This window comes from Citrobacter werkmanii, from assembly GCF_008693645.1.
In the GTDB taxonomy this organism is placed as follows: domain Bacteria; phylum Pseudomonadota; class Gammaproteobacteria; order Enterobacterales; family Enterobacteriaceae; genus Citrobacter; species Citrobacter werkmanii.
On record NZ_CP044101.1, the window covers coordinates 939,022 to 962,629 of the forward strand.

Sequence of the window (23,608 nt, forward strand, 5' to 3'; positions counted from 1 at the left end):
TGTCATAGGGGCAAGCTCGCTGTAAATATTTTATTGTAACAACATGGCAACATTGGCAGTTTTTCGATCATCTTCACAATCAAAGAAACCGGTTACAGTAACCGGTTGCAGAATGTTGAAATGACGATTAATACTGAAGTTGTCACTTCCTCTGTATCACATAATAAGAGCCATCTATGAAACTTAACTCAAAATGCAGTAGCGCTGGTGTTCTTCCCGGCACGGTTGCGAAAAAGTGTAATGAGCTTTGCGTGGTGGTGTTGATGCCTGCATGGCCGCAAGGTTTTGCGCAACGGGAGAGCGGCTATGTTTACTAATCATGCTGTGTTTAATGTGATTTTCCGCTTTGTTGAAAACTACGTCAGCCCTGTCGCCGGACGAATCTCTTCACAACGTCATGTGATGGCAATCCGTGATGGGTTTATTTCGGCTATGCCCTTTATGATCGTCGGTTCATTTCTGCTGGTTTTCGCCTACCCGCCATTTTCTCCTGATACCACATGGGGATTTGCCCGTGCATGGCTGGATATGGCAAAACAGTTTGAAGGCCAGATCCTCACACCGTTTGATATGACGATGGGGATCATGTCGGTCTACATCTGTGCGGCTATCGCTTATAACCTGGGTAAGCACTATGTGAAGTCGCATCAGTTAGATCCGTTTATGTGCGCAATGCTGTCCATCATGGCTTTTTTGCTGATTGCCGCGCCGAAAACCAAAGGCGCGATGCCCGTCGATAGCCTGGGTGGGACGGGGATTTTCACTGCTATCCTCGTGGCGATTTACTGTGTGGAAATGATGCGTTTCCTGAAGGCGTACAACATCGGCATCCGTTTACCCGATCAGGTGCCGCCAATGATCAAAAACTCCTTCGATCTGCTGATCCCGGTGCTGGTGGTGGTGCTAACGCTGTACCCTCTGAGCCTGGTGATACAGTCGCAGTTTGACATGCTAATTCCGCAGGCCATTATGGCCATCTTTAAACCACTGGTATCCGCTGCTGATTCTCTCCCGGCGATACTACTGGCCGTGCTGATTGGTCATCTACTGTGGTTTGCTGGGATCCATGGTGCGGCGATTGTGTCGGGGATGCTGCAAATGTTCTGGCTAACCAATCTCGGAATGAATCAGTCGGCGCTGGCACAGGGCGCGCCTTTGCCACATATCTTTATGGAAGCATTCTGGACGTTTTTCATCGTGGTTGGTGGGTCCGGCGCGACGATGGGGTTAGTGATTTGCTATCTGCGCAGCCGTTCGGCTCATTTACGCTCGATTGGGCGTTTGAGTGTGGTCCCCAGCATTTTTAATATTAACGAACCGGTGATTTTCGGTACGCCGATTGTCATGAATCCGGTGTTCTTTATCCCGTTTCTGCTGGCCCCGATGGTGAATGCGGTGCTGGCCTGGGCGGCGATGAAGCTGGATTTAATTGGACGGGTGATTTCCGTCGTTCCCTGGACGGCCCCGGCACCGGTTGGCGCGGCATGGGCGTTAGGCTGGGATTATCGCGCGGCCATCCTGGTCGTCCTGCTGGCGTTGGTGTCGGCGATCATCTATTTCCCATTCTTTAAGGTCTATGAAAAGCAGCTATTGGCGCAGGAAAAAGAAGAAGCACAGCGTATAGAAGAGGAAAACCAGCAGGTTGCATAAATTGTTGACGAGGGGCTACGGCTCCTCGCTTACTTCAGCGTACAGTCACCGCATTGCTGAACGTCGGGCAGGCGGTAACGCTGGCAGCAGGTTCTGCGCACCAGTAATCCTTCGCGTGGAACAACGGTACGCCACAACGGATTATCCTGACCGCAGGAGAGTTGTTTCTCAAAAAAGCAGGTTTGCCGCAGTGAGTTCAGCAGCTCTTCACCTAACAATGGCTTCATTTCCGTTAAATACCAGTGAATTAAATATCCGGTATTGCTCCAGATAAGCCTGGCGTTGATCTCGCCTGTTGCTTCCAGCGCCTGCACAACCGGCGTTAGTGCCGAGAGAATCAGCGTTTCCATGCGTTGTTGAGGCGACAGGGCTGTAGTCTGGTGATCCTGGTGGACGTCAATCCAGAAGCAGGCTGCACGGCCCGTTTCGTGAAACTCAACGCGCATGTGTTCAGGTGAGACGTCAATGGCCTCTTTTTGCGTTAGCAGGGCTACCATGAGTGGGGGCATCATCAGCCCGATATACCATTGCGCCCAGAGAGAAATCAGCGGCTTATTTTCGCGTGTCAGCGTGGGCTGGTTTCGATAGATATGGTCTGAATAAACGGCCAACAGCGAACTGAGCGTCGCTGGTTGCGTCCATTCATGTAGCGTCATCGCGCCCGGTACGGGGATTTCGTCAAGACGAATAAAGTCCAGCAGGTGCTCACGAGTTTGGGCTATCGTTTCGCGTACAGCAGCAGCCAGCGAGGGCATCTTTGCTGGAAGGTGGCTACGCCAGATGACATCTTCAACGATCGGTGCGGAACGATAAGCCATGGCAATATAAGGATGTTAATCGAAATGATAATGATTGCTAATCCTATAGTTGACGATGAACGATGGCAAGATCTTTGTCGCGATGACGGATGCCACCGCACAGATAGCTCAGAGTGAAGGGCGGTTTACCCTCAGCTCATCGCTGACCAGCGTGTTGTTACGCCCAAGATTTTTCGCCTCGTACAGGGCTTTATCCGCTCTGGCGATAGCGGCCTCAATATCCTGCTCTACCAGCGGCGCAATGCCGATACTGACGGTCACGTTGGTTGCCACGTTTTCGTTAAACATGTGGGGGATTTTAAGGTCGTACACTTTCTGACGAATACGCTCGGCGGCGGCCTGTGCCTGCTGCGGATCGATCGCGGTCAGCAAAACCATGAATTCTTCGCCGCCGAATCGCGCCACCACATCCCGGGATCGTACGGAATCACGAATGGCGGCTGAGACGCGGATCAGCGCCTGGTCGCCCATCATATGCCCGTAATGATCGTTATAGGCTTTGAAGTGGTCGATATCCAATAACAGCACGTAGTGTTTCGAGTTGCTCAGCGCCAACAGCGTATCGAGTCTGTGTTGCAGTCCCCGGCGGTTATACAAACCGGTAAGCGGGTCAAGCATGCTGAGTCCGTTGAGCGTTTCCCGTTCCTCAAGCAGTTTGTACATCAACTGCTGGGCGAAACCATCGTAGCGCTTTTGTATCACATGTTGGATGGCGATCCCGGCCATCGGTAACGCCATAAAATAGAAAATTCGTAAACTATGCTCGTTGCCGCTAAGCCATAAACAGACGGCGACGGAGGGGAGAGAATGAAGCGTAAACGCGATGATATTATTGGCGAAAGCAATAGATCCAATAAACAGCACGCTGAGCAGTGCGATTAACAGAAAATAATAGTCATTATGACCGAGTGTGGAATATTTCTGAAAAATATGGAATGCCCATAACAAGCCAAAGATTATTGAAATAAAAGGGAGATTAATTTTTTTATCCGTGTATTTCCCATGCCATATAAGCAGCAGCGTACTGGTGATCAGTATCAGCAGAGCCGGTACAGATAAGGCTTTGACGGCAAAAAGTGGGAAAAAAAGCGTAAACAGCGCGGAGACTGCGTTGAGAAGCAGAAACAAACGCAAAGAGAGTTGATATTTTTTAGTGCGCAGAGTTCGCCAGGATTGTACTGTCATAGTAAATATTGTTAGTTATCTGTAATATACGAAGATGTGTTGGTAAATAAAACAAATAACGAACGGGGTATCATTCGCTGAGGTCTTTATTTTTAGTTGAAGCGTTAACCGGCGAGCAATTTATCACCTTAGATTATTCATGTCATCAATCGTTAAGTAAAACTCATATAATTGATAGTGCCTCCCAGCTGACAAATGAGAAAATATATCATATGATATTGGTTATCATTATCAATGTCGTAGGTGGAACCATGTTGCAACGTACGCTGGGAAGTGGATGGGGAGTTCTGCTGCCGGGGATACTCATTGCCGGGATGGCATTTACCGACCTGTCGGTCAATGTATGGAAGGTAATGATTGTATTAGGATTACTATTGACTTCGCTCATGCTATACCACAAGCGCTTACGGCATTTTATTCTGTTACCTTCATGTGCAGCGCTGATTGGCGGCATTGTGCTGGTAATGATGAACTGGAATCAGGGATAAGCAAAACAGGGGAAAAAGAGAAGGAAATAAGATAATTGGTGCGAGGGGGGGGACTCGAACCCCCACATCCTAAGGACACTAACACCTGAAGCTAGCGCGTCTACCAATTCCGCCACCTTCGCACAGTCATCTTATTTTTTTGATATCGCCTCGTTGGTGCGAGGGGGGGGACTTGAACCCCCACGTCCGAAAGGACACTAACACCTGAAGCTAGCGCGTCTACCAATTCCGCCACCTTCGCCCAGTGCGAGCAATATCAACGTGGATTATGGTGCGAGGGGGGGGACTTGAACCCCCACGTCCGAAAGGACACTAACACCTGAAGCTAGCGCGTCTACCAATTCCGCCACCTTCGCATACCATCGACACTCAAAAAGTATCGTTACCACGGAGGCGAATTCTAGAGATTTTATGCAGGGCGTCAACAGTTAATTATCGAACTTAACGTGATTGCCGAAAAAAAAGGCGTTTCTACGGTTTTTGGCGTTTTATCCAGGCCGGATAAGCGATAGCGCTATCCGGCGTTGCTCAGTGTCACGTCTGGTGGCAGCGTAAATGCCTGATCCAGCCTTGATCAGTTAGGCTTTTTTCGCCTGACGCGTCATGATGGTGCGATAGACCTTGAAGCGTCCGGTCTGTGCGATAACTTCATGGAATCCGAATACCTCATCCAGCACCTTCGGATAGGGCAGGAAGGCGTTCGCCACGATACGCAGTTCACCGCCGCTGTTGAGATGACGCACCGCGCCGCGAATCAGCGTTTGCGCGGCATCGAGGCTGGTCTGCATCCCATCATGGAACGGTGGGTTGGAGATGATCATATCAAAGCGGCCCGTCACGTCAGAAAAAACGTTGCTGGCGATCACATCACCTTCAATACCGTTGGCGGCAAGCGTGGCGCGGCTGGCTTCAACAGCGGCCGCACTTACATCACACAGGGTTAAGCGGACTTTGGGCGAATGGCTGGCTAAAGCGACGGAGAGTACGCCCGCGCCACAACCGACATCCAGAACTTTACCTTTGGTATGCGGCGTCAGTGTGGAGAGCAGCAATTGGCTGCCAACATCCAGGCCGTCACGGCTGAATACGCCCGGCAGCGTTTTGATGGTCAGATTATCAACCTGATATTCATCCCAGTATTTTTCTGCATCAAAGACCGGCTGTTTTTCCAGACGACCGTGGTACAGGCCACAGCGACGCGCGCTGTCGACTTTATTCAGCGGTGCGTATTCGGCCAGCATCTGCTCTGCGCTACGTACGCCGCTGCGGTTCTCACCCACAACAAAAACATCGCTGCCCACCGGTAACAGCGACAAAATGTTCATCAGCTGGAACTGCGCTTCCGGCTTATTCTTCGGCCAGTAGTAGATTAGCGTATCGCTATCGGCAACGTCATCGGCCTTAGCGACGAGGCTGAAACGGACGTTGTCACCCATCTGGCGGTTCAGCACCTGCCAGTGGTGAAGTTGTTGAGTGTGCGCACGGCTGGCGGCGCTTTCGAAGTGGGCAGGCAGATCATCCTGCAAATCACCGGCAAACAGAATACGGCTTTGTTCGAAATCATCACTGTGGCGCAGCAAGACTTCACTTGCCGGGGTAAAAGCAGACATGGAGTGCTCCTTAAATTGTACAGCCGGGGATTATAGTTGTTTGATGGCACGGATTCGACAAATTTGCTATATTTGCGCCCCTGATAGACAGGAGTGTTTCGCTATGACATCCCGACGAGACTGGCAGTTACAGCAACTGGGCATTACGCAGTGGTCGCTGCGTCGTCCTGGCGCACTGCAGGGCGAAATCGCGATCTCCATTCCTGCGCATATCCGTTTAGTGATGGTTGCTGCACAGCTACCCGCGCTAACCGAACCGTTAATGAGCGATATTTTACGCGCAATAACCGTCAGCCCGGATCAGGTTTTACAATTGACGCCTGACCGTGTCGCCATGCTGCCGCAGGGCAGTCGCTGTAATAGTTGGCGGCTGGGAACCGAAGAGCCACTACTGCTGGAAGGCGCTCAGGTCGAGAGTCCTGCGTTTAATGAATTACGGGAAAACCCAGCGGCCCGCGCCGCGTTATGGCAACAAATCTGCGCATATGAACACGATTTCTTCCCTCGAACCGACTGATTTACCTGCAGCATTTCAGATTGAAAAACGCGCCCACGCTTTTCCGTGGAGTGAAAAAACATTTGCCAGCAACCTGGGCGATCGCTACCTCAATTTTCAGTTGAGGGTTGACGACGTGATGGCCGCCTTTGCGATTACGCAGGTGGTGCTGGATGAAGCTACGCTGTTCAATATCGCCGTCGATCCTGACTTTCAGCGCCAGGGCCTGGGGCGCGAGCTACTAGAGCACCTGATCGATGAGCTGGAAAAGCGCGGCATTTTGACGCTGTGGCTGGAAGTGCGCGCCTCAAATGCTGCCGCTATCGCGCTGTATGAAAGCCTGGGCTTTAACGAGGCGACGATCAGGCGCAATTATTATCCGACGGCCGATGGTCATGAAGACGCCATTATCATGGCATTGCCAATCAGCATGTAAGACAAGGTGTAATGATGAAAAAGTGGGACTGGATTTTCTTTGATGCCGACGAAACGCTGTTTACGTTTGACTCGTTTACCGGCTTACAGCGGATGTTTCTCGACTATAGCATTACCTTTACCGCTGAAGATTTTCAGGACTACCAGGCCGTGAATAAACCGCTATGGGTGGATTATCAAAACGGCGCGATTACGTCATTACAATTGCAGCATGCCCGTTTCCAGAGCTGGGCTGAACGCCTGAAGGTCGAACCAGGCCAGCTTAATGACGCATTTATCAATGCGATGGCTGAGATCTGCTCGCCGTTGCCAGGGGCGGTCTCTCTGCTCAATGCGATTCGTGATAAAACGAAAATTGGCATCATTACTAACGGCTTTACGGCGTTGCAGCAAATCCGCCTTGAGCGGACGGGGCTGCGCGACTATTTCGATCTGCTGGTGATTTCTGAGCAGGTTGGGGTGGCAAAACCCGATCCCCGTATTTTTGACCATGCGCTGGAGCAGGCGGGCAATCCTGACCGTTCCCGCGTGCTGATGGTGGGCGATACCGCAGAGTCCGATATTCTTGGCGGCATTAACGCCGGGCTATCCACCTGCTGGCTAAATACGCACCATCGCGAGCAGCCAGCAGGCATTCAGCCGACCTGGACGGTCGCGTCATTAAGCGAACTGGAGCAGCTCCTGTGTAAACACTGATTGCCTCCCCCCCATTGATGGGTAAAATAGCCGCAATTTTTCGTATTCAACTTGCACGGCCCGTTGCCGTGCTTACCTAAGAAGATTTGACTATGACGTTGTCTCCTTATTTGCAAGAGGTGGCCAAACGCCGCACTTTTGCCATTATTTCTCACCCGGATGCCGGTAAAACGACCATTACTGAAAAGGTGCTGTTATTCGGACAGGCGATTCAGACCGCCGGTACGGTAAAAGGCCGTGGCTCCAGCCAGCATGCGAAATCTGACTGGATGGAGATGGAAAAGCAGCGTGGTATCTCCATTACCACCTCTGTGATGCAATTTCCGTATCACGACTGCCTGGTGAATCTGCTGGACACCCCGGGGCACGAAGACTTCTCCGAAGATACTTACCGTACCCTGACGGCGGTGGACTGCTGTCTGATGGTTATCGACGCCGCGAAAGGCGTTGAGGATCGTACCCGCAAGCTGATGGAAGTTACCCGTCTGCGCGATACGCCGATCCTGACCTTTATGAACAAACTCGACCGTGATATCCGTGACCCGATGGAGCTGCTGGATGAAGTCGAGAACGAGCTGAAAATCGGCTGTGCGCCGATCACCTGGCCGATTGGCTGCGGGAAGCTGTTCAAGGGCGTTTATCACCTTTATAAAGACGAAACTTACCTGTACCAGACGGGTAAAGGCCACACCATTCAGGAAGTGCGCATTGTTAAGGGGCTGAATAACCCGGAACTCGATGCCGCCGTGGGCGAAGATCTGGCGCAGCAGTTGCGCGACGAGCTGGAGCTGGTGCAGGGCGCGTCTAACGAGTTCGACCATGATCTGTTCCTCGCGGGCGAAATCACCCCGGTCTTCTTCGGTACCGCGCTGGGTAACTTCGGCGTTGACCATATGCTGGACGGCTTAGTGGAGTGGGCGCCTGCGCCGATGCCGCGTAAAACTGATACCCGCACCGTGGAAGCCTCAGAAGAGAAGTTCACTGGCTTTGTGTTTAAAATCCAGGCCAACATGGATCCGAAACACCGTGACCGCGTGGCGTTCATGCGCGTGGTTTCCGGTAAGTACGAGAAAGGCATGAAAATGCGTCAGGTGCGCATTGGTAAAGACGTGGTGATCTCCGATGCGCTGACCTTCATGGCGGGTGACCGTTCTCATGTGGAAGAAGCGTATCCGGGCGATATTCTCGGTTTGCACAACCATGGCACTATTCAGATCGGCGATACCTTCACCCAGGGTGAAATGATGAAGTTCACTGGTATTCCGAACTTCGCGCCGGAGCTGTTCCGTCGTATTCGCCTGAAAGATCCTTTGAAGCAGAAACAGCTGCTGAAAGGGCTGGTTCAGCTGTCGGAAGAGGGGGCGGTGCAGGTCTTCCGTCCAATTGCTAATAACGATCTGATCGTGGGCGCTGTTGGTGTGCTGCAGTTCGACGTGGTGGTTTCGCGTCTGAAGAGCGAGTACAACGTTGAAGCGATTTATGAGTCGGTCAACGTGGCGACCGCGCGCTGGGTAGAATGTTCTGACGTGAAAAAATTCGAAGAATTTAAGCGTAAAAACGAAGTTCAGTTGGCGCTGGATGGCGGCGATAACCTCACCTATATCGCACCGACCATGGTTAACCTGAATCTCACCCAGGAACGTTACCCTGACGTTCAGTTCCGCAAAACGCGCGAACACTAATCGCCTTCCAGGGCACGGTATTCGCCGTGCCCTGCAACTTTCCCTGTCTTTTAAATCCCTTGCGGAATGTTCTTAAAACCTCTCGTTTTTCTGTTGTTTGCCTGTTTTTTAGTCAATCCGGACTGCGATCACGAAATCCTGAACTATATTTAACAATGTGATGACATAAATATCGGCGTTAAATGCTTTTTAGGCTGCCTGTTGCAGCTTCTATTGCTGATATTTATTCCACTTACAAGATTAGTTGCTGGTTAACGCCGTTTACGGCAGACCATCGCTTTTAGCAAAACATACAGGAATACATCGATGACAATGACAGGACTTAAGATTTCTAAAACGCTGCTGGCCGTGATGCTGACCTCCGCTGTTGCAACGGGTTCTGCTTTTGCAGAAAACGCCACGACGGATAAAGCGCAATCTGGTGTCGAAAGTGCGGGGCAGAAAGTCGATAGCTCTATGAACAAAGTCGGTAATTTCATGGATGACAGCACTATCACAGCAAAAGTAAAAGCTGCGCTGGTGGATCACGAAAGCATCAAGAGCACCGATATTTCTGTGAAAACAGACCAGAAAGTGGTGACGTTAAGCGGGTTTGTTGAAAGCCAGGCACAGGCTGAAGAAGCCGTGAAAGTGGCCAAAGGCGTTGAGGGCGTAACCTCAGTGAGCGACAAACTACACGTACGCGACAGCAAAAGCACATCCGTAAAAGGCTATGCGGGCGACACGGCAACCACCAGCGAAGTTAAAGCAAAACTGCTGGCTGATGACATTGTCCCTTCCCGTAAAGTGAAAGTAGAGACCACTGATGGAGTGGTTCAACTTTCCGGCACCGTTGACTCAAAAGCACAAAGCGATCGTGCTGAGAGCATCGCCAAAGCCGTTGATGGCGTGAAAAGCGTCAAAAACGACCTTAAAACTCAGTAATTCGACTTAATTCGTCCTCCTGACGTTTGTCGGGAGGCGTGTTGTGCACCACACTAAAAATATCGCCGATGAGCAGCCTGAGCGCTCATAACAAGCGGTGACATTAACTATGGTAAAGGAGAAGCGCATGTTTCGATGGGGCATCATATTTCTGGTTATCGCGTTAATTGCCGCCGCACTGGGTTTTGGTGGACTGGCTGGTACCGCTGCAGGCGCCGCGAAAATTGTTTTCGTGGTGGGGATCATTCTGTTTCTGGTCAGCCTGTTTACAGGGCGTAAACGACCCTAGTCAGTAAACCGTAAAGATAACTTGCTACCAAGCCAGTCCAGTGGACTGGCTTTTACGGTTTTAGCGTCAGGCAATTTGCGTTACTTTGTTGTTCCAGTACAAAAAAAACAGGAAGGCAGAGGTGGGGCAGAGAATACCCGTCACGCTCGGTAATATTGCGCCGTTATCGTTACGTCCGTTTCAACCAGGCAGTATGGCGCTGGTGTGTGAGGGTGGGGGACAAAGAGGAATCTTTACCGCTGGCGTACTGGATGAGTTCATGCGTGCGCAGTTCAATCCCTTTGACCTTTACTACGGGACGTCCGCCGGGGCGCAAAACCTTTCAGCCTATCTGTGTAACCAGCCCGGTTACGGTCGTAAAGTCATTATGCGTTACACCACCCGCCGTGAGTTTTTTGACCCAGTGCGCTTTGTGCGCGGGGGAAACTTAATCGATCTCGACTGGCTGGTGGATTCGACCTCATCCCAGATGCCGCTGGCGATGGATAACGCCGAGCGCCTGTTTGCCTCAGGGAAAGCGTTTTATATGTGCGCCTGCCGGGGTGATGATTATACGCCTGGTTATTTTTCGCCAAACCGGCAAAACTGGCTCGATCTCATTCGCGCCTCCAGCGCTATTCCGGGATTCTACCGCACTGGCGTTGCGTTGGACGGTGTGAACTATCTGGACGGGGGAGTCAGCGATGCCATACCCGTACAGGAAGCGGCGAAGCATGGCGCAAAAACGCTGGTGGTGATCCGCACTGTGCCTTCGCAAATGTACTACACCCCGCAGTGGTTCAAACGTATGGAGCGCTGGCTGGGCGAAAGCAGTCTGCAACCGTTGCTGAATTTGGTCCAGCACCATGAAGCCAGCTATCGCGCGATCCAGAGTTTTATTGAAAAGCCGCCGGGTAAGCTGCGAATCTTTGAGATCTATCCGCCTAAACCGCTCCACAGCATGGCGCTGGGCAGCCGTATTCCGGCGCTGCGAGAAGACTATAAGACCGGGCGTTTGTGTGGTCGTTACTTCCTGGCCACCGTCGGCAAGTTGTTGGCGAAAAACGCGCCATTGCCTCGTCAGACGCCGAAGATTGTCGTGCCGGGACCGGTGGTGGTTCCTCCCGCACCGGTGGCCAACGATGCCCACGCGCCCGTGGTGACCAATGCGCCTCAGGCTAACGATACAACGTTTGATAGCGAGGATCTGGCGTGAGTTTTCGTTTCATTGATACACATTGTCACTTTGATTTCCCGCCGTTTACCGATGATGAGCCCGCCAGCATTCAACGTGCCTCGGCGGTCGGTGTGAATTGCATCATTGTTCCGGCGACGCAGGCGGCAAACTTTTCCCGCGTACTGGCGTTAGCGGAAAAGTATCCGCCGTTGTTTGCTGCTTTGGGTCTGCATCCCATTGTTATTGAACAACACGGCGATGACAGTCTGGACCAACTGCAGCAGGCGCTGGATACGCGCCCGCAAAAGCTGGTAGCCGTAGGTGAGATTGGACTGGATCTTTATCGGGACGATCCGCAATTTGATAAACAAGAACGGGTGCTGGACGCGCAGCTTAAACTGGCGAAGCGTTACGAACTGCCGGTGATCCTGCATTCGCGACGGACTCATGACAAGCTGGCGATGCATCTGAAACGCCATGCTCTGCCACGAACCGGCGTGGTGCATGGTTTTTCCGGGAGTCTGCAGCAGGCGCAACGCTTTGTGCAACTGGGGTACAAAATTGGCGTTGGCGGCACCATTACCTATCCACGCGCCAGTAAAACCCGTGAGGTGATGGCGCAATTGCCGCTGGAATCACTCCTGCTGGAAACCGATGCGCCGGACATGCCGCTCAATGGTTTTCAGGGGCAGCCCAATCGCCCCGAGCAGGCCCTCAGAGTCTTTGAGACATTATGCGAACTGCGTCAAGAGCCTGCGGACGTGATAGCAGATGCGCTGTATCGCAATACGACCGCGTTGTTTAATGTGTGATTGTTGGGCCTGGATGGCGGCTGTGCCTTATCCGGCCTACCTATGATGTCGTCGCATCCGGTAATCACAGATACAGCGCCGGGAAAATCAGGTTATCTACCCCACGCTCGCGCAATCCTGCCGCCAGTTGCTCCACTTCCTCTGGCGTTGCGCTCGGCCAGTCTTTTGCTTCGCCATACACCCCATGCGCATGAAAGGCATTCAGTCGCACCGGTACCTCGCCTGACTGCTTAATGAACGCCGCCAGCGCATCAATATGCTGCAAATAATCCACCTGACCGGGGATCACCAACAGGCGTAGCTCAGCAAGCTTTCCCTGCCTTGACAGAAAGATAATGCTTTGTTTAATCAGCGTATTATCTCGACCGGTAAGCTGGCGATGGCACAGGCTATCCCAGGCTTTTAAATCGAGCATTACCCCGTCGCACACCGGCAATAGTTTTTGCCAGCCGGTTTCGCTCAGCATGCCGTTGCTGTCGACCATGCAGGTCAGATGTTGCAGCAGAGGATCGCTTTTGAGCGCGGTAAACAGCGCCACAATAAACGGCAACTGGGTAGTAGCTTCACCACCGCTGACCGTAATTCCCTCAATAAACAGGGCTGCCTTGCGAATATGCTGCAGCACCTGATCAACGCTCATGGTTTGCGCCATCGGCGTCGCCTGCTGCGGGCACAGGCGCAGGCAGGTGTCGCACTGCTGACACACATCGGACTGCCACCATACTTTTCCTGCACTCAGGCTTAGCGCTTCATGCGGGCAATGCAGCACACATTCTCCGCAGTCGTTGCAGCGCCCCATCGTCCATGGATTGTGGCAGTTCTTACAGCGCAGATTACACCCTTGCAGGAACAGAGCCAGGCGGCTGCCCGGCCCGTCGACGCAGGAGAAAGGGATCAGTTTACTTACTGAAGCGCATCTGCTGTTCATGGCTTATCACACGAGGTTGTCGTTCCAGAATGCGCGTATTGCGTGCGGCCTCTTCACCAAGCCAGGTGGTGTTAATGCGAGATCCTTCGGCACGATATTTTTCCAGATCCGACAGGCGCACCATATAGCCCGTGACGCGGACCAGATCGTTGCCGCTCACGTTGGCGGTGAATTCACGCATTCCGGCTTTAAACGCGCCGAGGCACAGTTGCACCAGCGCCTGTGGATTACGCTTGATGGTTTCATCCAGCGTCAGGATATCGCTGATCCCGGCGTGATAATATGCGTGATGCGGCGCGACGGTTTGCAGATGGGTGATGGGGTCAGGTTCATCACCATAAGGCAGACGCGCGCCGGGCGTGGTGCCGATGTCAGAACTGATCCCCGACTGTGCATGCAGCATCGCGCGCTGCTGCCAGCCATACTTCACCGGCGTGCGTTCGACAAACTCCGCCAGTTGGGCGCTAATGCGATACCCGAGCTGATTGGCGAACGCATCTTTCCCGTAGCGGGCGCTTTGTCCTGCCTTTTCGCACAGCAGGTTTACCGCTTCCGCCAGACCATACATCCCGAACATCGGCACAAAACGTTCGGGATCAATCAACCCTTCCTGCACGAGGAAGCTATTCTCAAAGAAATGTGATTTCGTGTAGAGGAATTCACATCGTGAATCAATGATGGCGATTTGCTGCTGGCAGTAGTGCGGTAGGGTGCGTGTAAAGAAGTCATCGACAGAGGTGCTGCGCTCTGCGATGGCTTTCAGATTGAGCCTGACCAGCGTGCTGCCGCCCCCGGCGAGCGGTAAAGAGTTGTAACAACTCACGACGCCATACTGACCTTTTGTGAAAATTTTATCATTTACGGGGCCGTTGGATATGTGCGGCTTACTGCACTCGCAGATATTTTGCGCCACGTTGAGCAGCAGATCATCAGGGGTAATTTGCGGATCATAAATGAATGTCAGATTCGGTGAAACCTGCTTTAACTCTGCATCTGCACGTAAAATTGCGCGGGTGACTGGCGTATCGGCAGGGCCGATATTGGCATGCATAAACGCGTCTGGCAGGGTTCTGTCGAGATAACGCCAGAAACGTTTTATTCGAATATCGATCTCTTCTTGTGTTAGAATTCTAACATACGGTTGCAACAGAGCGTCGAGCTGACCGAGGTAGACCGGCATCGAGGTCACTGACGGAACGTGGTGGTACAGGATGGTGAGCAAGGACAGCGCATCATCAAGGTCGCTGGCGCCTTCAAGCTCCAGCCATGAGGAACCGTTGGCCAAAAAACGCGCGTAATCAGGCAGCACATAGCGCGGTTTGAACGGGGCATGACCTTCGTACATATCGCAGATCACCCCGTCATCCAGCGCCTGGCGGGCCTCAGCGGACAGTGGCGGATAAGGCAGCGCGTTTTCAGCCTCCAGCGCCAAAAAGTGGCGTTTCTGCTCAGGGCTGAGCGTCGGGCTGGTCACGATTTGTTGGCACCGCTGTTGCAGCGCGAATTCGCTTGAAGTGGGCATCGTTGGTTCCTTTATGTGCCGAAGGTATAGCGCCATTGTAGAAAGCTATGCCGCCGCAACCTTTGATCCGGATGCGTCTGATGCCACCGCACCTGCTGTGTAAAGGTGAATTATTTGAAGCAGATCTCATTAGAGTAATGCAAATCTGTATGTGGTTTTCATTAACTGTGATGTATATCGAAGTGTAATCGCGAGCGGATGTTAGAATACTAACAAACTCGCAAGGTGAAATTTTATACGGCGATGCCGTTGGAGAATGTTATGACCGATTTAACAGCAAGCAGCCTGCGTGCACTGAAACTGATGGATCTGACCACCCTGAATGACGACGACACCAATGAAAAAGTGATCGCGCTGTGTCATCAGGCGAAGACCCCGGTTGGCAACACGGCAGCAATTTGCATCTATCCACGTTTCATTCCTGTTGCGCGTAAGACCCTGAAAGAGCAGGGCACACCGGATATCCGTATTGCCACCGTCACCAACTTCCCGCACGGCAATGACGACATTGAGATCGCGCTGGCTGAAACCCGCGCGGCGATTGCCTACGGTGCTGACGAAGTTGATGTGGTGTTCCCGTATCGTGCGCTGATCGCGGGTAATGAGCAGATTGGTTTTGATCTGGTTAAAGCCTGTAAAGATGCATGTGCGGCAGCAAATGTGCTGCTGAAAGTGATCATCGAAACTGGTGAGCTGAAAGAAGAAGCCCTGATTCGCAAAGCGTCTGAAATTTCTATCAAAGCGGGTGCTGATTTCATCAAAACGTCTACCGGTAAAGTACCGGTCAATGCGACGCCGGAAAGCGCACGCATCATGATGGAAGTGATCCGTGATATGGGCGTTTCTAAAACCGTTGGATTCAAACCCGCTGGCGGCGTACGTACTGCAGAAGATGCACAGCAGTTCCTGGCGATTGCCGACGAACTGTTTGGCGCTGACTGGGCAGATTCCCGCCATTACCGTTTTGGCGCATCCAGCCTGCTGGCGAGCCTGCTCAAAGCGCTGGGTCACGGCGACGGTAAGAGCGCAAGCAGCTACTAAGTTTGAATTGCCCATCGTAGGCCGGATAAGGCGTAAGCCGCCATCCGGCATCAATACGACTAGCCGGGGAGCGCACTGCTTACCCGGCCCATAATCGGGAGGTTACCGTGTTTCTCGCACAAGAAATTATTCGTAAAAAACGTGATGGTCATGCGCTGAGCGATGAAGAAATTCGTTTCTTTATCAATGGGATTCGCGACAACACCATCTCTGAGGGGCAAATCGCCGCCCTGGCGATGACCATTTTCTTCCACGATATGACAATGCCTGAGCGAGTTTCGCTGACCATGGCAATGCGTGATTCAGGAACCGTGCTGGACTGGAAAAGCCTGCAACTGAACGGCCCGATTGTGGATAAACACTCTACCGGCGGCGTGGGCGACGTAACGTCGCTGATGTTAGGCCCGATGGTGGCTGCCTGTGGCGGCTATATTCCGATGATTTCCGGGCGCGGCCTGGGTCATACCGGCGGTACGCTCGATAAACTGGAAGCGATTCCTGGATTTGATATCTTCCCGGACGACGCGCGTTTCCGTGAAATTATTAAAGACGTGGGTGTGGCGATTATTGGGCAAACCAGCTCGCTCGCACCGGCGGATAAACGTTTTTATGCCACCCGCGATATTACCGCGACGGTGGATTCCATCCCGCTGATTACCGGCTCTATCCTGGCGAAAAAGCTGGCGGAAGGGCTGGATGCGTTGGTGATGGATGTGAAAGTAGGCAGCGGCGCGTTTATGCCGACCTATGAACTTTCTGAAGCCCTTGCCGAAGCAATTGTCGGCGTGGCGAACGGGGCGGGGGTACGTACCACCGCGCTGTTAACTGATATGAACCAGGTGCTGGCTTCCAGCGCAGGTAACGCGGTAGAAGTCCGCGAGGCTGTCCAGTTCCTGACAGGTGAATACCGTAATCCACGTCTGTTAGATGTCACCATGGCGCTGTGCGTGGAAATGCTGATCTCCGGCAATCTGGCGAAAGATGACGCCGAAGCCCGCGCGAAATTGCAGGCGGTGCTGGACAACGGTAAAGCGGCGGAAATTTTTGGCCGTATGGTTGCGGCGCAGAAAGGCCCGACCGACTTCGTCGAAAACTATGCGAAGTATCTGCCGACGGCAATGCTCAGCAAAGCGGTATATGCTGATACTGAGGGCTTTGTCAGCGCGATGGATACCCGCGCGTTGGGTATGGCAGTCGTTTCCATGGGCGGTGGACGCCGTCAGGCATCGGATACCATCGATTACAGCGTCGGCTTTAGCGACATGGTCCGTTTGGGCGACAGCGTAGACGGACAGCGTCCGCTGGCAGTGATCCACGCGAAAGATGAAGCCAGTTGGCAGGAAGCGGCGAAAGCGGTCAAAGCGGCAATCAGCCTTGACAATAAAGCGCCAGAAATTACACCGACAGTCTATCGTCGTATAACCGAATAACTGTATACTGATCTGATCGCTTTTTTGCGGCGCAGATGTATGGAGAACAAGATGAAACGTGCATTTATTATGGTGCTGGACTCCTTTGGTATTGGTGCGACTGAAGATGCGGATCGCTTTGGCGACGTAGGCTCAGACACTATGGGACACATTGCAGAAGCCTGTGCGAAAGGTGAGGCTGACAATGGTCGCAAAGGCCCACTGAATCTGCCTAACCTGACCCGTCTGGGCCTGGTGAAAGCTCACGAAGGTTCTACCGGTAAAATTGCTGCTGGTATGGACGGTAATGCGGAAGTCATCGGCGCATACGCATGGGCGCATGAACTCTCTTCCGGGAAAGATACGCCGTCCGGCCACTGGGAAATCGCCGGAGTGCCGGTTCTGTTTGACTGGGGTTACTTCAGCGACCACGAAAACAGCTTCCCGCAGGAACTGCTGGATAAGCTGGTAAAACGTGCCAACCTGCCGGGTTACCTCGGTAACTGCCACTCTTCCGGTACCGTGATTCTGGATCAACTGGGCGAAGAACATATGAAAACCGGGAAGCCGATTTTCTATACCTCCGCTGACTCCGTGTTCCAGATTGCCTGTCATGAAGAGACCTTTGGCCTGGATAAACTCTACGAGCTGTGCGAAATCGCGCGTGAAGAGCTGACCGAGGGCGGTTACAACATCGGTCGTGTTATCGCGCGTCCGTTTATCGGTGATAAAGCCGGTAACTTCCAGCGTACCGGTAACCGTCATGACCTGGCCGTTGAGCCGCCAGCGCCGACCGTGCTGCAGAAACTGGTTGACGAGAAAAAAGGTCATGTTGTGTCTGTCGGTAAGATCGCGGATATTTACGCCAACTGCGGTATCACCAAAAAAGTGAAAGCGACCGGCCTGGATGCGCTGTTCGACGCCACGATTAAAGAGATGAAAGAAGCGGGTGACGAGACCATTGTCTTCACTAACTTCGTGGACTTCGACTCTTCCTGGGGTCACCGCCGCGACATCGCGGGCTATGCCGCTGGTCTGGAACTGTTTGACCGCCGTCTGCCGGAGCTGATGGAGCTGGTGGGTGAAGATGACATTCTGATCCTCACCGCCGACCACGGCTGCGACCCGAGCTGGACCGGTACCGACCATACCCGTGAGCACATTCCGGTGCTGATCTACGGTCCGAAAGTGAAACCGGGCTCTTTAGGTCACCGTGAAACCTTCGCGGATATCGGACAGACGCTGGCGAGCTACTTCGGTACGTCGCCAATGGACTACGGTAAAAACATGCTGTAATGCCCGTTGCCGGATGGCGCTACGCTTATCCGGCCTACCAGGAATCGTTTGTAGGCCGGATAAGGCGCAGCCGCCATCCGGCAAAAACAACAATGTAAAAGGAACTGAAGATGGCAACTCCACATATTAATGCAGAAATGGGTGATTTCGCTGACGTCGTATTGATGCCGGGCGACCCGCTGCGTGCGAAGCACATTGCTGAAACTTTCCTCGAAGATGTTCGTGAAGTGAACAACGTTCGCGGCATGTTAGGTTTCACCGGTACTTACAAAGGCCGTAAGATTTCTGTTATGGGCCACGGTATGGGTATCCCATCCTGCTCCATCTACACCAAAGAGCTGATCACCGATTTCGGCGTGAAGAAAATCATTCGCGTCGGCTCCTGCGGCGCTGTGCGTATGGACGTCAAACTGCGCGACGTGGTGATCGGTATGGGCGCCTGCACCGACTCCAAAGTGAACCGTATCCGTTTTAAAGATCATGACTTTGCGGCTATCGCTGACTTTGACATGGTACGTAACGCGGTTGATGCGGCAAAAGCGCTGGGCGTTGACGCGCGCGTAGGCAACCTGTTCTCCGCTGACCTGTTCTACTCTCCGGACGGCGAAATGTTCGACGTGATGGAAAAATACGGCGTACTGGGCGTGGAAATGGAAGCGGCGGGCATCTACGGCGTTGCTGCTGAGTTTGGTGCGAAAGCGCTGACCATCTGCACCGTGTCCGACCATATTCGTACCCACGAGCAGACCACGGCCGCTGAGCGTCAGACGACCTTCAACGACATGATCAAAATCGCGCTGGAATCTGTTTTGCTGGGCGATAAAGAGTAAGACTGTGTGATGCCCGGTGGCGCTGCGCTTACCGGGCCTCGCGATCGTAGGCCGGATAAGGCGTAGCCGCCATCCGGCTTTTTTTATTAACGCACCGCTCCGGCAATCCACGCCGACAGTTCTCGTAGTTCTTTTTCTTGCTCCGGGAAATCAACCAGTAGCGCCTCGCACTCCTGTTGCAGCATATCCGCGCGATACAAACACCCTTGCAACCGCCCCGCCAGCGCTTCCAGTGGCGCGGGATTGAGGCTGTCGGTAAAGACCTGTGCACGGGTGATATGACCTTTTTCGACGTCGAAGTGTAGCTCGACGCCGCCCCAGGTGAAACGCTCGTCCAGCAGATGGCTGAACGCTGGCGCCTGGCCGAAATTCCACTCCCAACTACTCTGGCGTGCAAAGGTTTCGGCAAAATTCGGCAGATCCGGCGTTTTATCCGGGGATATTCCTTCTGCTTCGACGCGCTCGCCGTAATGGGCGAAAAAGGCGTCCGTGACCGCCTGGCAGACCTGTTCATGGGTGATGCCCGGTAATAGCTCGGTAAGATTGGCCACGCGGGAGCGAACGGAGGTAATCCCTTTCGCCGCGAGTTTCTTTTTATCCGGATTCAGATAGTTCGCCAGGCGGCTGAGGTCTGCATTCAGCAGCAGCGTACCGTGATGGAAGCCGCGATCTTTGGTTTCGCGATAGGCTGAACCAGAGACTTTGCGATCGCCGTCCGGCGTTTTCACCACCAGATCGTTGCGTCCCGAAGCATCGGCCATAACGCCCAATGAATTCAATGCATTGAGTACGATAGCGGTAGAGATAGTTTTGTCGTATTCCGGTTTGCCGGCCATAAAGGTAAAGCAGGTATTGCCTAAATCATGGAACACCGCGCCGCCGCCGCTGCTGCGACGGGCGAGCCGCACGTTATCCTCTTCCATACGACGGGTATTACACTCTTTCCATGGGTTTTGCGCCCGGCCAATCACCACCGTATCGGCGTTACGCCATAAGAACAGAACGCGTTGCGTAGCGGGCATCTGGCGAAATATGCACTCTTCAACCGCCAGGTTAAACCACGGATCGTAAGAGTCTGAGATAAGCAGGCGCAGGGTAGTCATAGCGATTTCCTTTTCTTAATCATCTTTATCTTCTTCCTGCACCGGTTTGTTGGCGGTAAGCAGGAACGGCGATTGTTGCCAGCGGGTGCGCTTACCTTGCAGTAAGGTGCGGGTCAGCACCACGCCAATCGCCAGTGACAGGAGCAGCATAAGGCGTAGAATGTTGGTGGTGTTATCCACCTGTTTGGCCTCGGTGGCGAGCGTGTGGGTATCCAGCGTCAGGCGCAGATAGCCCAGTGGACCATTTTTGCCTTGAATGGGTTCGACAATCTGCTGGTTAAAATAGCCCCCGGCTTTTTTACCGTCCAGCGCCAGTCGATCACGAACGTTAACGCTCTCACCGGTACGAGTAATCAGGTCTCCCTGTTCATCGTATACGCCCGCATCCAGAATACGGCTGCTTTCCGTCAGTTGCGTGAGCACTGCTTTAATGCGCTTTTCATCCGGCGTTTCGGTATGCATCAGCGGCGCGACGTTTAATGCGACCTGACGTGCCAACGTACGGGCCAGCTCTTCCAGTTGCGGATTACGTTGTTGCTGGTGGCTTTGACTAAACCAGGATGCGCCCTGCATCAGGGCGACGAGCAGCGCCAGGCAGGACAATACAATCACTGCACGATGTAGTCGGAATTTCAGTTTTGTGCGAGCCATATTCCACCTGCTGAAAATTTGAGACTTAATGTTGCCAGAAGCGCTGGTTACAGGGTAGCCTCATGCGTTATTTTCCCCTGGATGATTCCGACCCGAACGATTTTACAGGAGCTTTAATGCCTAACATTACCTGGTGCGATCTACCTGAAGATGTCTCTCTGTGGCCAGGTCTGCCCCTCTCTTTAAGTGGCGATGAAGTCATGCCGCTGGATTACCACGCGGGCCGTAGTGGCTGGCTGCTGTATGGTCGCGGGCTGGATAAACAACGTCTCACGCAATACCAGAGCAAACTGGGCGCGGCGATGGTGATCGTGGCCGCCTGGTGCGTTGAGGATTATCAGGTGATTCGCCTGGCGGGTTCGTTAACGCCGCGTGCGGCAAAACTGGCGCATGATGCCAAACTGGATGTTGCGCCACTCGGCAAGATTCCACATCTGCGTACGCCGGGTTTGCTGGTGATGGATATGGATTCAACGGCGATCCAGATCGAGTGCATTGATGAAATCGCGAAGCTGGCCGGCACCGGCGAGATGGTTGCCGAAGTCACTGAACGTGCGATGCGCGGTGAACTGGACTTTACCGCCAGCCTGCGCAGCCGTGTGGCAACGCTGAAAGGCGCGGATGCCAATATTTTGCATCAGGTACGCGAAAATTTACCGCTGATGCCTGGTCTGACTCAACTGGTGTTGAAGCTGGAAACGCTGGGTTGGAAAGTGGCTATCGCCTCCGGCGGGTTTACCTTCTTTGCGGATTATCTGCGTAATAAGTTACGTCTGACGGCGGCTGTAGCAAACGAGCTGGAGATCATGGACGGGAAATTTACCGGCAATGTGATTGGCGATATCGTCGATGCGCAGTACAAAGCCAATACGCTGACCCGTCTGGCGCAAGAGTATGAGATCCCGATGGCGCAGACGGTGGCGATCGGCGACGGCGCGAACGATCTGCCGATGATCAAAACCGCAGGGTTGGGCATTGCGTATCATGCCAAACCAAAAGTGAATGAAAAGACAGAGATTACTATCCGTCACGCCGATCTGATGGGGGTATTCTGCATTCTCTCCGGCAGTATGAACCAGAAATAGTGTTGATGCCGAATAAGCGTCAGCGCCATCCGGCAAAAGCGTTAACGAAAGAGGTAAAACGTGGCAAAAGCTCCAAAACGCGCCTTTGTTTGTAATGAATGCGGGGCCGATTACCCGCGCTGGCAGGGGCAATGCAGCGCCTGCCAGGCCTGGAACACCATTACCGAGGTGCGCCTTGCCGCGTCGCCGACGGTGGCGCGTAACGAGCGGCTCAGCGGCTATGCCGGGAATGCGGGTGTCGCAAAAGTGCAGAAGCTGTCTGACATCAGCCTTGAGGAATTGCCGCGTTTTTCCACCGGATTTAAAGAGTTTGACCGCGTGCTGGGCGGTGGGGTGGTACCTGGCAGCGCTATTCTGATTGGCGGTAACCCTGGCGCGGGCAAATCGACGTTGCTGCTGCAAACGCTGTGCAAGCTCGCCGAGCAGATGAAAACGCTGTACGTCACCGGCGAAGAGTCGCTACAGCAGGTGGCGATGCGCGCGCATCGGCTTGGCCTGCCGACGGCGAATCTGAACATGCTGTCGGAAACCAGCATCGAACAAATTTGCCTGATTGCCGAAGAAGAACAGCCGAAGCTGATGGTGATCGACTCCATTCAGGTGATGCACATGGCGGATATTCAGTCTTCGCCGGGCAGCGTGGCGCAGGTGCGCGAAACGGCCGCTTACCTGACGCGCTTTGCCAAAACGCGCGGCGTGGCGATTGTGATGGTAGGTCATGTGACGAAAGACGGATCGCTGGCCGGGCCAAAAGTGCTGGAGCACTGTATCGACTGCTCGGTGCTGCTCGACGGCGATGCCGACTCCCGTTTCCGTACCCTGCGTAGCCATAAAAACCGCTTTGGCGCGGTGAATGAGCTGGGCGTCTTTGCCATGACCGAGCAGGGCCTGCGTGAAGTCAGCAACCCTTCCGCTATCTTCTTAAGCCGTGGCGATGAGGTCACTTCCGGTAGTTCGGTGATGGTGGTCTGGGAAGGTACGCGTCCGCTGCTGGTAGAGATTCAGGCGCTGGTCGATCACTCAATGATGGCGAACCCGCGTCGCGTGGCGGTCGGTCTGGAACAGAACCGTCTGGCGATTCTGCTGGCGGTGCTGCATCGTCACGGCGGCTTGCAGATGGCGGATCAGGATGTGTTCGTCAACGTGGTCGGTGGTGTCAAAGTCACCGAAACCAGCGCCGATCTGGCGCTGCTGCTGGCAATGGTCTCCAGCTTACGTGACAGACCGCTACCGCAGGATTTAGTGGTCTTTGGCGAAGTGGGACTGGCGGGCGAGATTCGCCCGGTGCCGAGCGGCCAGGAACGTATTTCTGAAGCGGCGAAGCATGGCTTCCGTCGGGCGATTGTGCCTGCCGCCAACGTCCCGAAAAAAGTGCCGGAAGGGATGCAGGTTTTTGGCGTTAAAAAGCTTGCAGATGCGTTAAGCGTGTTTGACGACTTATAATCCTCTGTATGCAGTGATGTTGTATAATTTGCCGGATGGCGACGCAATGCGTCTTATCC

General features: G+C 53.4%; 24 protein-coding genes and 3 tRNA genes. 17 read left to right on the plus strand and 10 right to left on the minus strand.

Features of this window, described 5'->3' with window-relative positions:
- Window positions 1–176: 176 nt before the first annotated feature.
- Both FOB24_RS24265 and FOB24_RS05175 read left to right on the plus strand, forming a co-directional pair.
- The gene (locus tag FOB24_RS24265) at window positions 177–317 is read left to right on the plus strand and encodes a hypothetical protein (RefSeq protein WP_170973693.1); all 141 of its coding nucleotides are present in this window, start codon (window positions 177–179) and stop codon (window positions 315–317) included.
- Window positions 307–1,650, plus strand: a complete 1,344-nt coding sequence (locus tag FOB24_RS05175; protein ID WP_150344627.1) for a PTS sugar transporter subunit IIC — start codon at window positions 307–309, stop codon at window positions 1,648–1,650. The genes FOB24_RS24265 and FOB24_RS05175 overlap by 11 nt, the downstream gene beginning before the upstream one ends.
- Before the next feature lie 29 nt (window positions 1,651–1,679).
- Here FOB24_RS05175 and fhuF read toward each other — a convergent pair whose 3' ends face one another.
- Together fhuF and FOB24_RS05185 are read right to left on the minus strand one after the other, a co-directional pair.
- Entirely contained in the window at window positions 1,680–2,468 is a 789-nt protein-coding gene (gene fhuF / locus FOB24_RS05180; RefSeq protein ID WP_038636988.1) for a siderophore-iron reductase FhuF, read from the minus strand.
- 108 nt (window positions 2,469–2,576) lie between these two features.
- Window positions 2,577–3,653, minus strand: a complete 1,077-nt coding sequence (locus tag FOB24_RS05185; protein WP_038636989.1) for a GGDEF domain-containing protein — start codon at window positions 3,651–3,653, stop codon at window positions 2,577–2,579.
- Between the two features lie 251 nt (window positions 3,654–3,904).
- Here FOB24_RS05185 and FOB24_RS05190 point away from each other — a divergent pair, with 251 nt between their 5' ends.
- The gene (locus FOB24_RS05190; RefSeq protein ID WP_074458506.1) at window positions 3,905–4,141 is read left to right on the plus strand and encodes a DUF1435 domain-containing protein; all 237 of its coding nucleotides are present in this window, start codon (window positions 3,905–3,907) and stop codon (window positions 4,139–4,141) included.
- A 36-nt stretch (window positions 4,142–4,177) separates the two neighbouring features.
- Here the strand turns inward: FOB24_RS05190 and FOB24_RS05195 are convergent.
- From FOB24_RS05195 to rsmC, 4 genes are all read right to left on the minus strand, one after another.
- Window positions 4,178–4,263: transfer RNA gene (locus tag FOB24_RS05195), tRNA-Leu, on the minus strand.
- 32 nt (window positions 4,264–4,295) lie between these two features.
- Window positions 4,296–4,382: transfer RNA gene (locus tag FOB24_RS05200), tRNA-Leu, on the minus strand.
- Between the two features lie 28 nt (window positions 4,383–4,410).
- Window positions 4,411–4,497 (minus strand) — tRNA-Leu (locus tag FOB24_RS05205).
- A gap of 222 nt (window positions 4,498–4,719) precedes the next feature.
- Window positions 4,720–5,751 (minus strand): 16S rRNA (guanine(1207)-N(2))-methyltransferase RsmC, encoded by a 1,032-nt coding sequence (gene rsmC / locus FOB24_RS05210; protein WP_038636991.1) that lies wholly within the window; start codon window positions 5,749–5,751, stop codon window positions 4,720–4,722.
- A 103-nt stretch (window positions 5,752–5,854) separates the two neighbouring features.
- Between rsmC and holD the strand changes: the two genes are divergently transcribed.
- The 8 genes from holD (at window position 5,855) to FOB24_RS05250 (ending at window position 12,241) form a co-directional block, all read left to right on the plus strand.
- A complete protein-coding gene (gene holD / locus FOB24_RS05215) occupies window positions 5,855–6,268 on the plus strand; it encodes a DNA polymerase III subunit psi (protein WP_038636992.1) in 414 nt (137 codons plus the stop codon).
- A complete protein-coding gene (rimI, locus tag FOB24_RS05220) occupies window positions 6,237–6,683 on the plus strand; it encodes a ribosomal protein S18-alanine N-acetyltransferase (protein ID WP_150344628.1) in 447 nt (148 codons plus the stop codon). Before holD ends, rimI begins: the two co-directional genes overlap by 32 nt.
- A 14-nt stretch (window positions 6,684–6,697) precedes the next feature.
- Window positions 6,698–7,378 carry a pyrimidine 5'-nucleotidase gene (gene yjjG / locus FOB24_RS05225; RefSeq protein WP_008786125.1) on the plus strand — a complete coding sequence of 227 codons (681 nt, stop codon included), beginning with the start codon at window positions 6,698–6,700 and terminating at the stop codon, window positions 7,376–7,378.
- 92 nt (window positions 7,379–7,470) lie between these two features.
- Complete coding sequence (prfC, locus tag FOB24_RS05230; protein WP_006686587.1) at window positions 7,471–9,060, plus strand: peptide chain release factor 3; 1,590 nt, start codon at window positions 7,471–7,473, stop codon at window positions 9,058–9,060.
- A gap of 306 nt (window positions 9,061–9,366) precedes the next feature.
- Window positions 9,367–9,984 (plus strand): molecular chaperone OsmY, encoded by a 618-nt coding sequence (gene osmY, locus FOB24_RS05235; protein WP_038636996.1) that lies wholly within the window; start codon window positions 9,367–9,369, stop codon window positions 9,982–9,984.
- 127 nt (window positions 9,985–10,111) lie between these two features.
- Complete coding sequence (locus FOB24_RS05240; protein ID WP_003019081.1) at window positions 10,112–10,273, plus strand: DUF1328 domain-containing protein; 162 nt, start codon at window positions 10,112–10,114, stop codon at window positions 10,271–10,273.
- Window positions 10,274–10,394: 121 nt separating this feature from the next.
- Window positions 10,395–11,468, plus strand: a complete 1,074-nt coding sequence (locus FOB24_RS05245) for a patatin-like phospholipase family protein (protein WP_150344629.1) — start codon at window positions 10,395–10,397, stop codon at window positions 11,466–11,468.
- Entirely contained in the window at window positions 11,465–12,241 is a 777-nt protein-coding gene (locus tag FOB24_RS05250) for a metal-dependent hydrolase (protein WP_150344630.1), read from the plus strand. The genes FOB24_RS05245 and FOB24_RS05250 overlap by 4 nt, the downstream gene beginning before the upstream one ends.
- A gap of 64 nt (window positions 12,242–12,305) precedes the next feature.
- Here FOB24_RS05250 and FOB24_RS05255 read toward each other — a convergent pair whose 3' ends face one another.
- Both FOB24_RS05255 and FOB24_RS05260 read right to left on the minus strand, forming a co-directional pair.
- A complete protein-coding gene (locus FOB24_RS05255) occupies window positions 12,306–13,169 on the minus strand; it encodes a YjjW family glycine radical enzyme activase (protein WP_150344631.1) in 864 nt (287 codons plus the stop codon).
- Complete coding sequence (locus tag FOB24_RS05260) at window positions 13,141–14,691, minus strand: YjjI family glycine radical enzyme (RefSeq protein WP_150344632.1); 1,551 nt, start codon at window positions 14,689–14,691, stop codon at window positions 13,141–13,143. Before FOB24_RS05260 ends, FOB24_RS05255 begins: the two co-directional genes overlap by 29 nt.
- Window positions 14,692–14,952: 261 nt before the next feature.
- Here FOB24_RS05260 and deoC point away from each other — a divergent pair, with 261 nt between their 5' ends.
- From deoC to deoD, 4 genes are all read left to right on the plus strand, one after another.
- The gene (gene deoC, locus FOB24_RS05265) at window positions 14,953–15,732 is read left to right on the plus strand and encodes a deoxyribose-phosphate aldolase (protein WP_165406788.1); all 780 of its coding nucleotides are present in this window, start codon (window positions 14,953–14,955) and stop codon (window positions 15,730–15,732) included.
- Between the two features lie 107 nt (window positions 15,733–15,839).
- The gene (gene deoA, locus FOB24_RS05270) at window positions 15,840–17,162 is read left to right on the plus strand and encodes a thymidine phosphorylase (RefSeq protein ID WP_150344633.1); all 1,323 of its coding nucleotides are present in this window, start codon (window positions 15,840–15,842) and stop codon (window positions 17,160–17,162) included.
- A gap of 51 nt (window positions 17,163–17,213) precedes the next feature.
- On the plus strand, window positions 17,214–18,437 hold the full coding sequence (gene deoB, locus FOB24_RS05275; protein WP_042312511.1) for a phosphopentomutase: 1,224 nt from the start codon (window positions 17,214–17,216) through the stop codon (window positions 18,435–18,437).
- A gap of 110 nt (window positions 18,438–18,547) precedes the next feature.
- Complete coding sequence (gene deoD, locus FOB24_RS05280; RefSeq protein WP_000224864.1) at window positions 18,548–19,267, plus strand: purine-nucleoside phosphorylase; 720 nt, start codon at window positions 18,548–18,550, stop codon at window positions 19,265–19,267.
- A gap of 86 nt (window positions 19,268–19,353) precedes the next feature.
- On the opposite strand, the gene lplA is transcribed toward deoD, so the two are convergent.
- Together lplA and FOB24_RS05290 are read right to left on the minus strand one after the other, a co-directional pair.
- A complete protein-coding gene (gene lplA, locus FOB24_RS05285; protein ID WP_148043756.1) occupies window positions 19,354–20,370 on the minus strand; it encodes a lipoate--protein ligase LplA in 1,017 nt (338 codons plus the stop codon).
- A 15-nt stretch (window positions 20,371–20,385) separates the two neighbouring features.
- Window positions 20,386–21,021 (minus strand): YtjB family periplasmic protein, encoded by a 636-nt coding sequence (locus FOB24_RS05290; protein WP_038637011.1) that lies wholly within the window; start codon window positions 21,019–21,021, stop codon window positions 20,386–20,388.
- Between the two features lie 116 nt (window positions 21,022–21,137).
- Here FOB24_RS05290 and serB point away from each other — a divergent pair, with 116 nt between their 5' ends.
- Window positions 21,138–22,106 carry a phosphoserine phosphatase gene (serB, locus tag FOB24_RS05295; RefSeq protein ID WP_038637014.1) on the plus strand — a complete coding sequence of 323 codons (969 nt, stop codon included), beginning with the start codon at window positions 21,138–21,140 and terminating at the stop codon, window positions 22,104–22,106.
- Between the two features lie 60 nt (window positions 22,107–22,166).
- Window positions 22,167–23,549 carry a DNA repair protein RadA gene (gene radA / locus FOB24_RS05300; protein ID WP_003829944.1) on the plus strand — a complete coding sequence of 461 codons (1,383 nt, stop codon included), beginning with the start codon at window positions 22,167–22,169 and terminating at the stop codon, window positions 23,547–23,549.
- Window positions 23,550–23,608: the final 59 nt, after the last annotated feature.

Bases quoted from the DNA above. Each gene is read 5' to 3' on its own strand.
- FOB24_RS05190 (WP_074458506.1), top strand. From the start codon at position 3,905: ATGTTGCAACGTACGCTGGGAAGTGGATGGGGAGTTCTGCTGCCGGGG.
- holD (WP_038636992.1), top strand. From the start codon at position 5,855: ATGACATCCCGACGAGACTGGCAGTTACAGCAACTGGGCATTACGCAG.
- rimI (WP_150344628.1), top strand. From the start codon at position 6,237: ATGAACACGATTTCTTCCCTCGAACCGACTGATTTACCTGCAGCATTT.
- rsmC (WP_038636991.1), bottom strand. From the start codon at position 5,751: ATGTCTGCTTTTACCCCGGCAAGTGAAGTCTTGCTGCGCCACAGTGAT.
- fhuF (WP_038636988.1), bottom strand. From the start codon at position 2,468: ATGGCTTATCGTTCCGCACCGATCGTTGAAGATGTCATCTGGCGTAGC.
- deoC (WP_165406788.1), top strand. From the start codon at position 14,953: ATGACCGATTTAACAGCAAGCAGCCTGCGTGCACTGAAACTGATGGAT.
- lplA (WP_148043756.1), bottom strand. From the start codon at position 20,370: ATGACTACCCTGCGCCTGCTTATCTCAGACTCTTACGATCCGTGGTTT.
- osmY (WP_038636996.1), top strand. From the start codon at position 9,367: ATGACAATGACAGGACTTAAGATTTCTAAAACGCTGCTGGCCGTGATG.
- FOB24_RS05185 (WP_038636989.1), bottom strand. From the start codon at position 3,653: ATGACAGTACAATCCTGGCGAACTCTGCGCACTAAAAAATATCAACTC.
- FOB24_RS05290 (WP_038637011.1), bottom strand. From the start codon at position 21,021: ATGGCTCGCACAAAACTGAAATTCCGACTACATCGTGCAGTGATTGTA.
- FOB24_RS05255 (WP_150344631.1), bottom strand. From the start codon at position 13,169: ATGAACAGCAGATGCGCTTCAGTAAGTAAACTGATCCCTTTCTCCTGC.
- FOB24_RS05175 (WP_150344627.1), top strand. From the start codon at position 307: ATGTTTACTAATCATGCTGTGTTTAATGTGATTTTCCGCTTTGTTGAA.
- serB (WP_038637014.1), top strand. From the start codon at position 21,138: ATGCCTAACATTACCTGGTGCGATCTACCTGAAGATGTCTCTCTGTGG.
- prfC (WP_006686587.1), top strand. From the start codon at position 7,471: ATGACGTTGTCTCCTTATTTGCAAGAGGTGGCCAAACGCCGCACTTTT.
- deoD (WP_000224864.1), top strand. From the start codon at position 18,548: ATGGCAACTCCACATATTAATGCAGAAATGGGTGATTTCGCTGACGTC.
- FOB24_RS24265 (WP_170973693.1), top strand. From the start codon at position 177: ATGAAACTTAACTCAAAATGCAGTAGCGCTGGTGTTCTTCCCGGCACG.
- FOB24_RS05260 (WP_150344632.1), bottom strand. From the start codon at position 14,691: ATGCCCACTTCAAGCGAATTCGCGCTGCAACAGCGGTGCCAACAAATC.
- yjjG (WP_008786125.1), top strand. From the start codon at position 6,698: ATGAAAAAGTGGGACTGGATTTTCTTTGATGCCGACGAAACGCTGTTT.
- FOB24_RS05240 (WP_003019081.1), top strand. From the start codon at position 10,112: ATGTTTCGATGGGGCATCATATTTCTGGTTATCGCGTTAATTGCCGCC.
- deoB (WP_042312511.1), top strand. From the start codon at position 17,214: ATGAAACGTGCATTTATTATGGTGCTGGACTCCTTTGGTATTGGTGCG.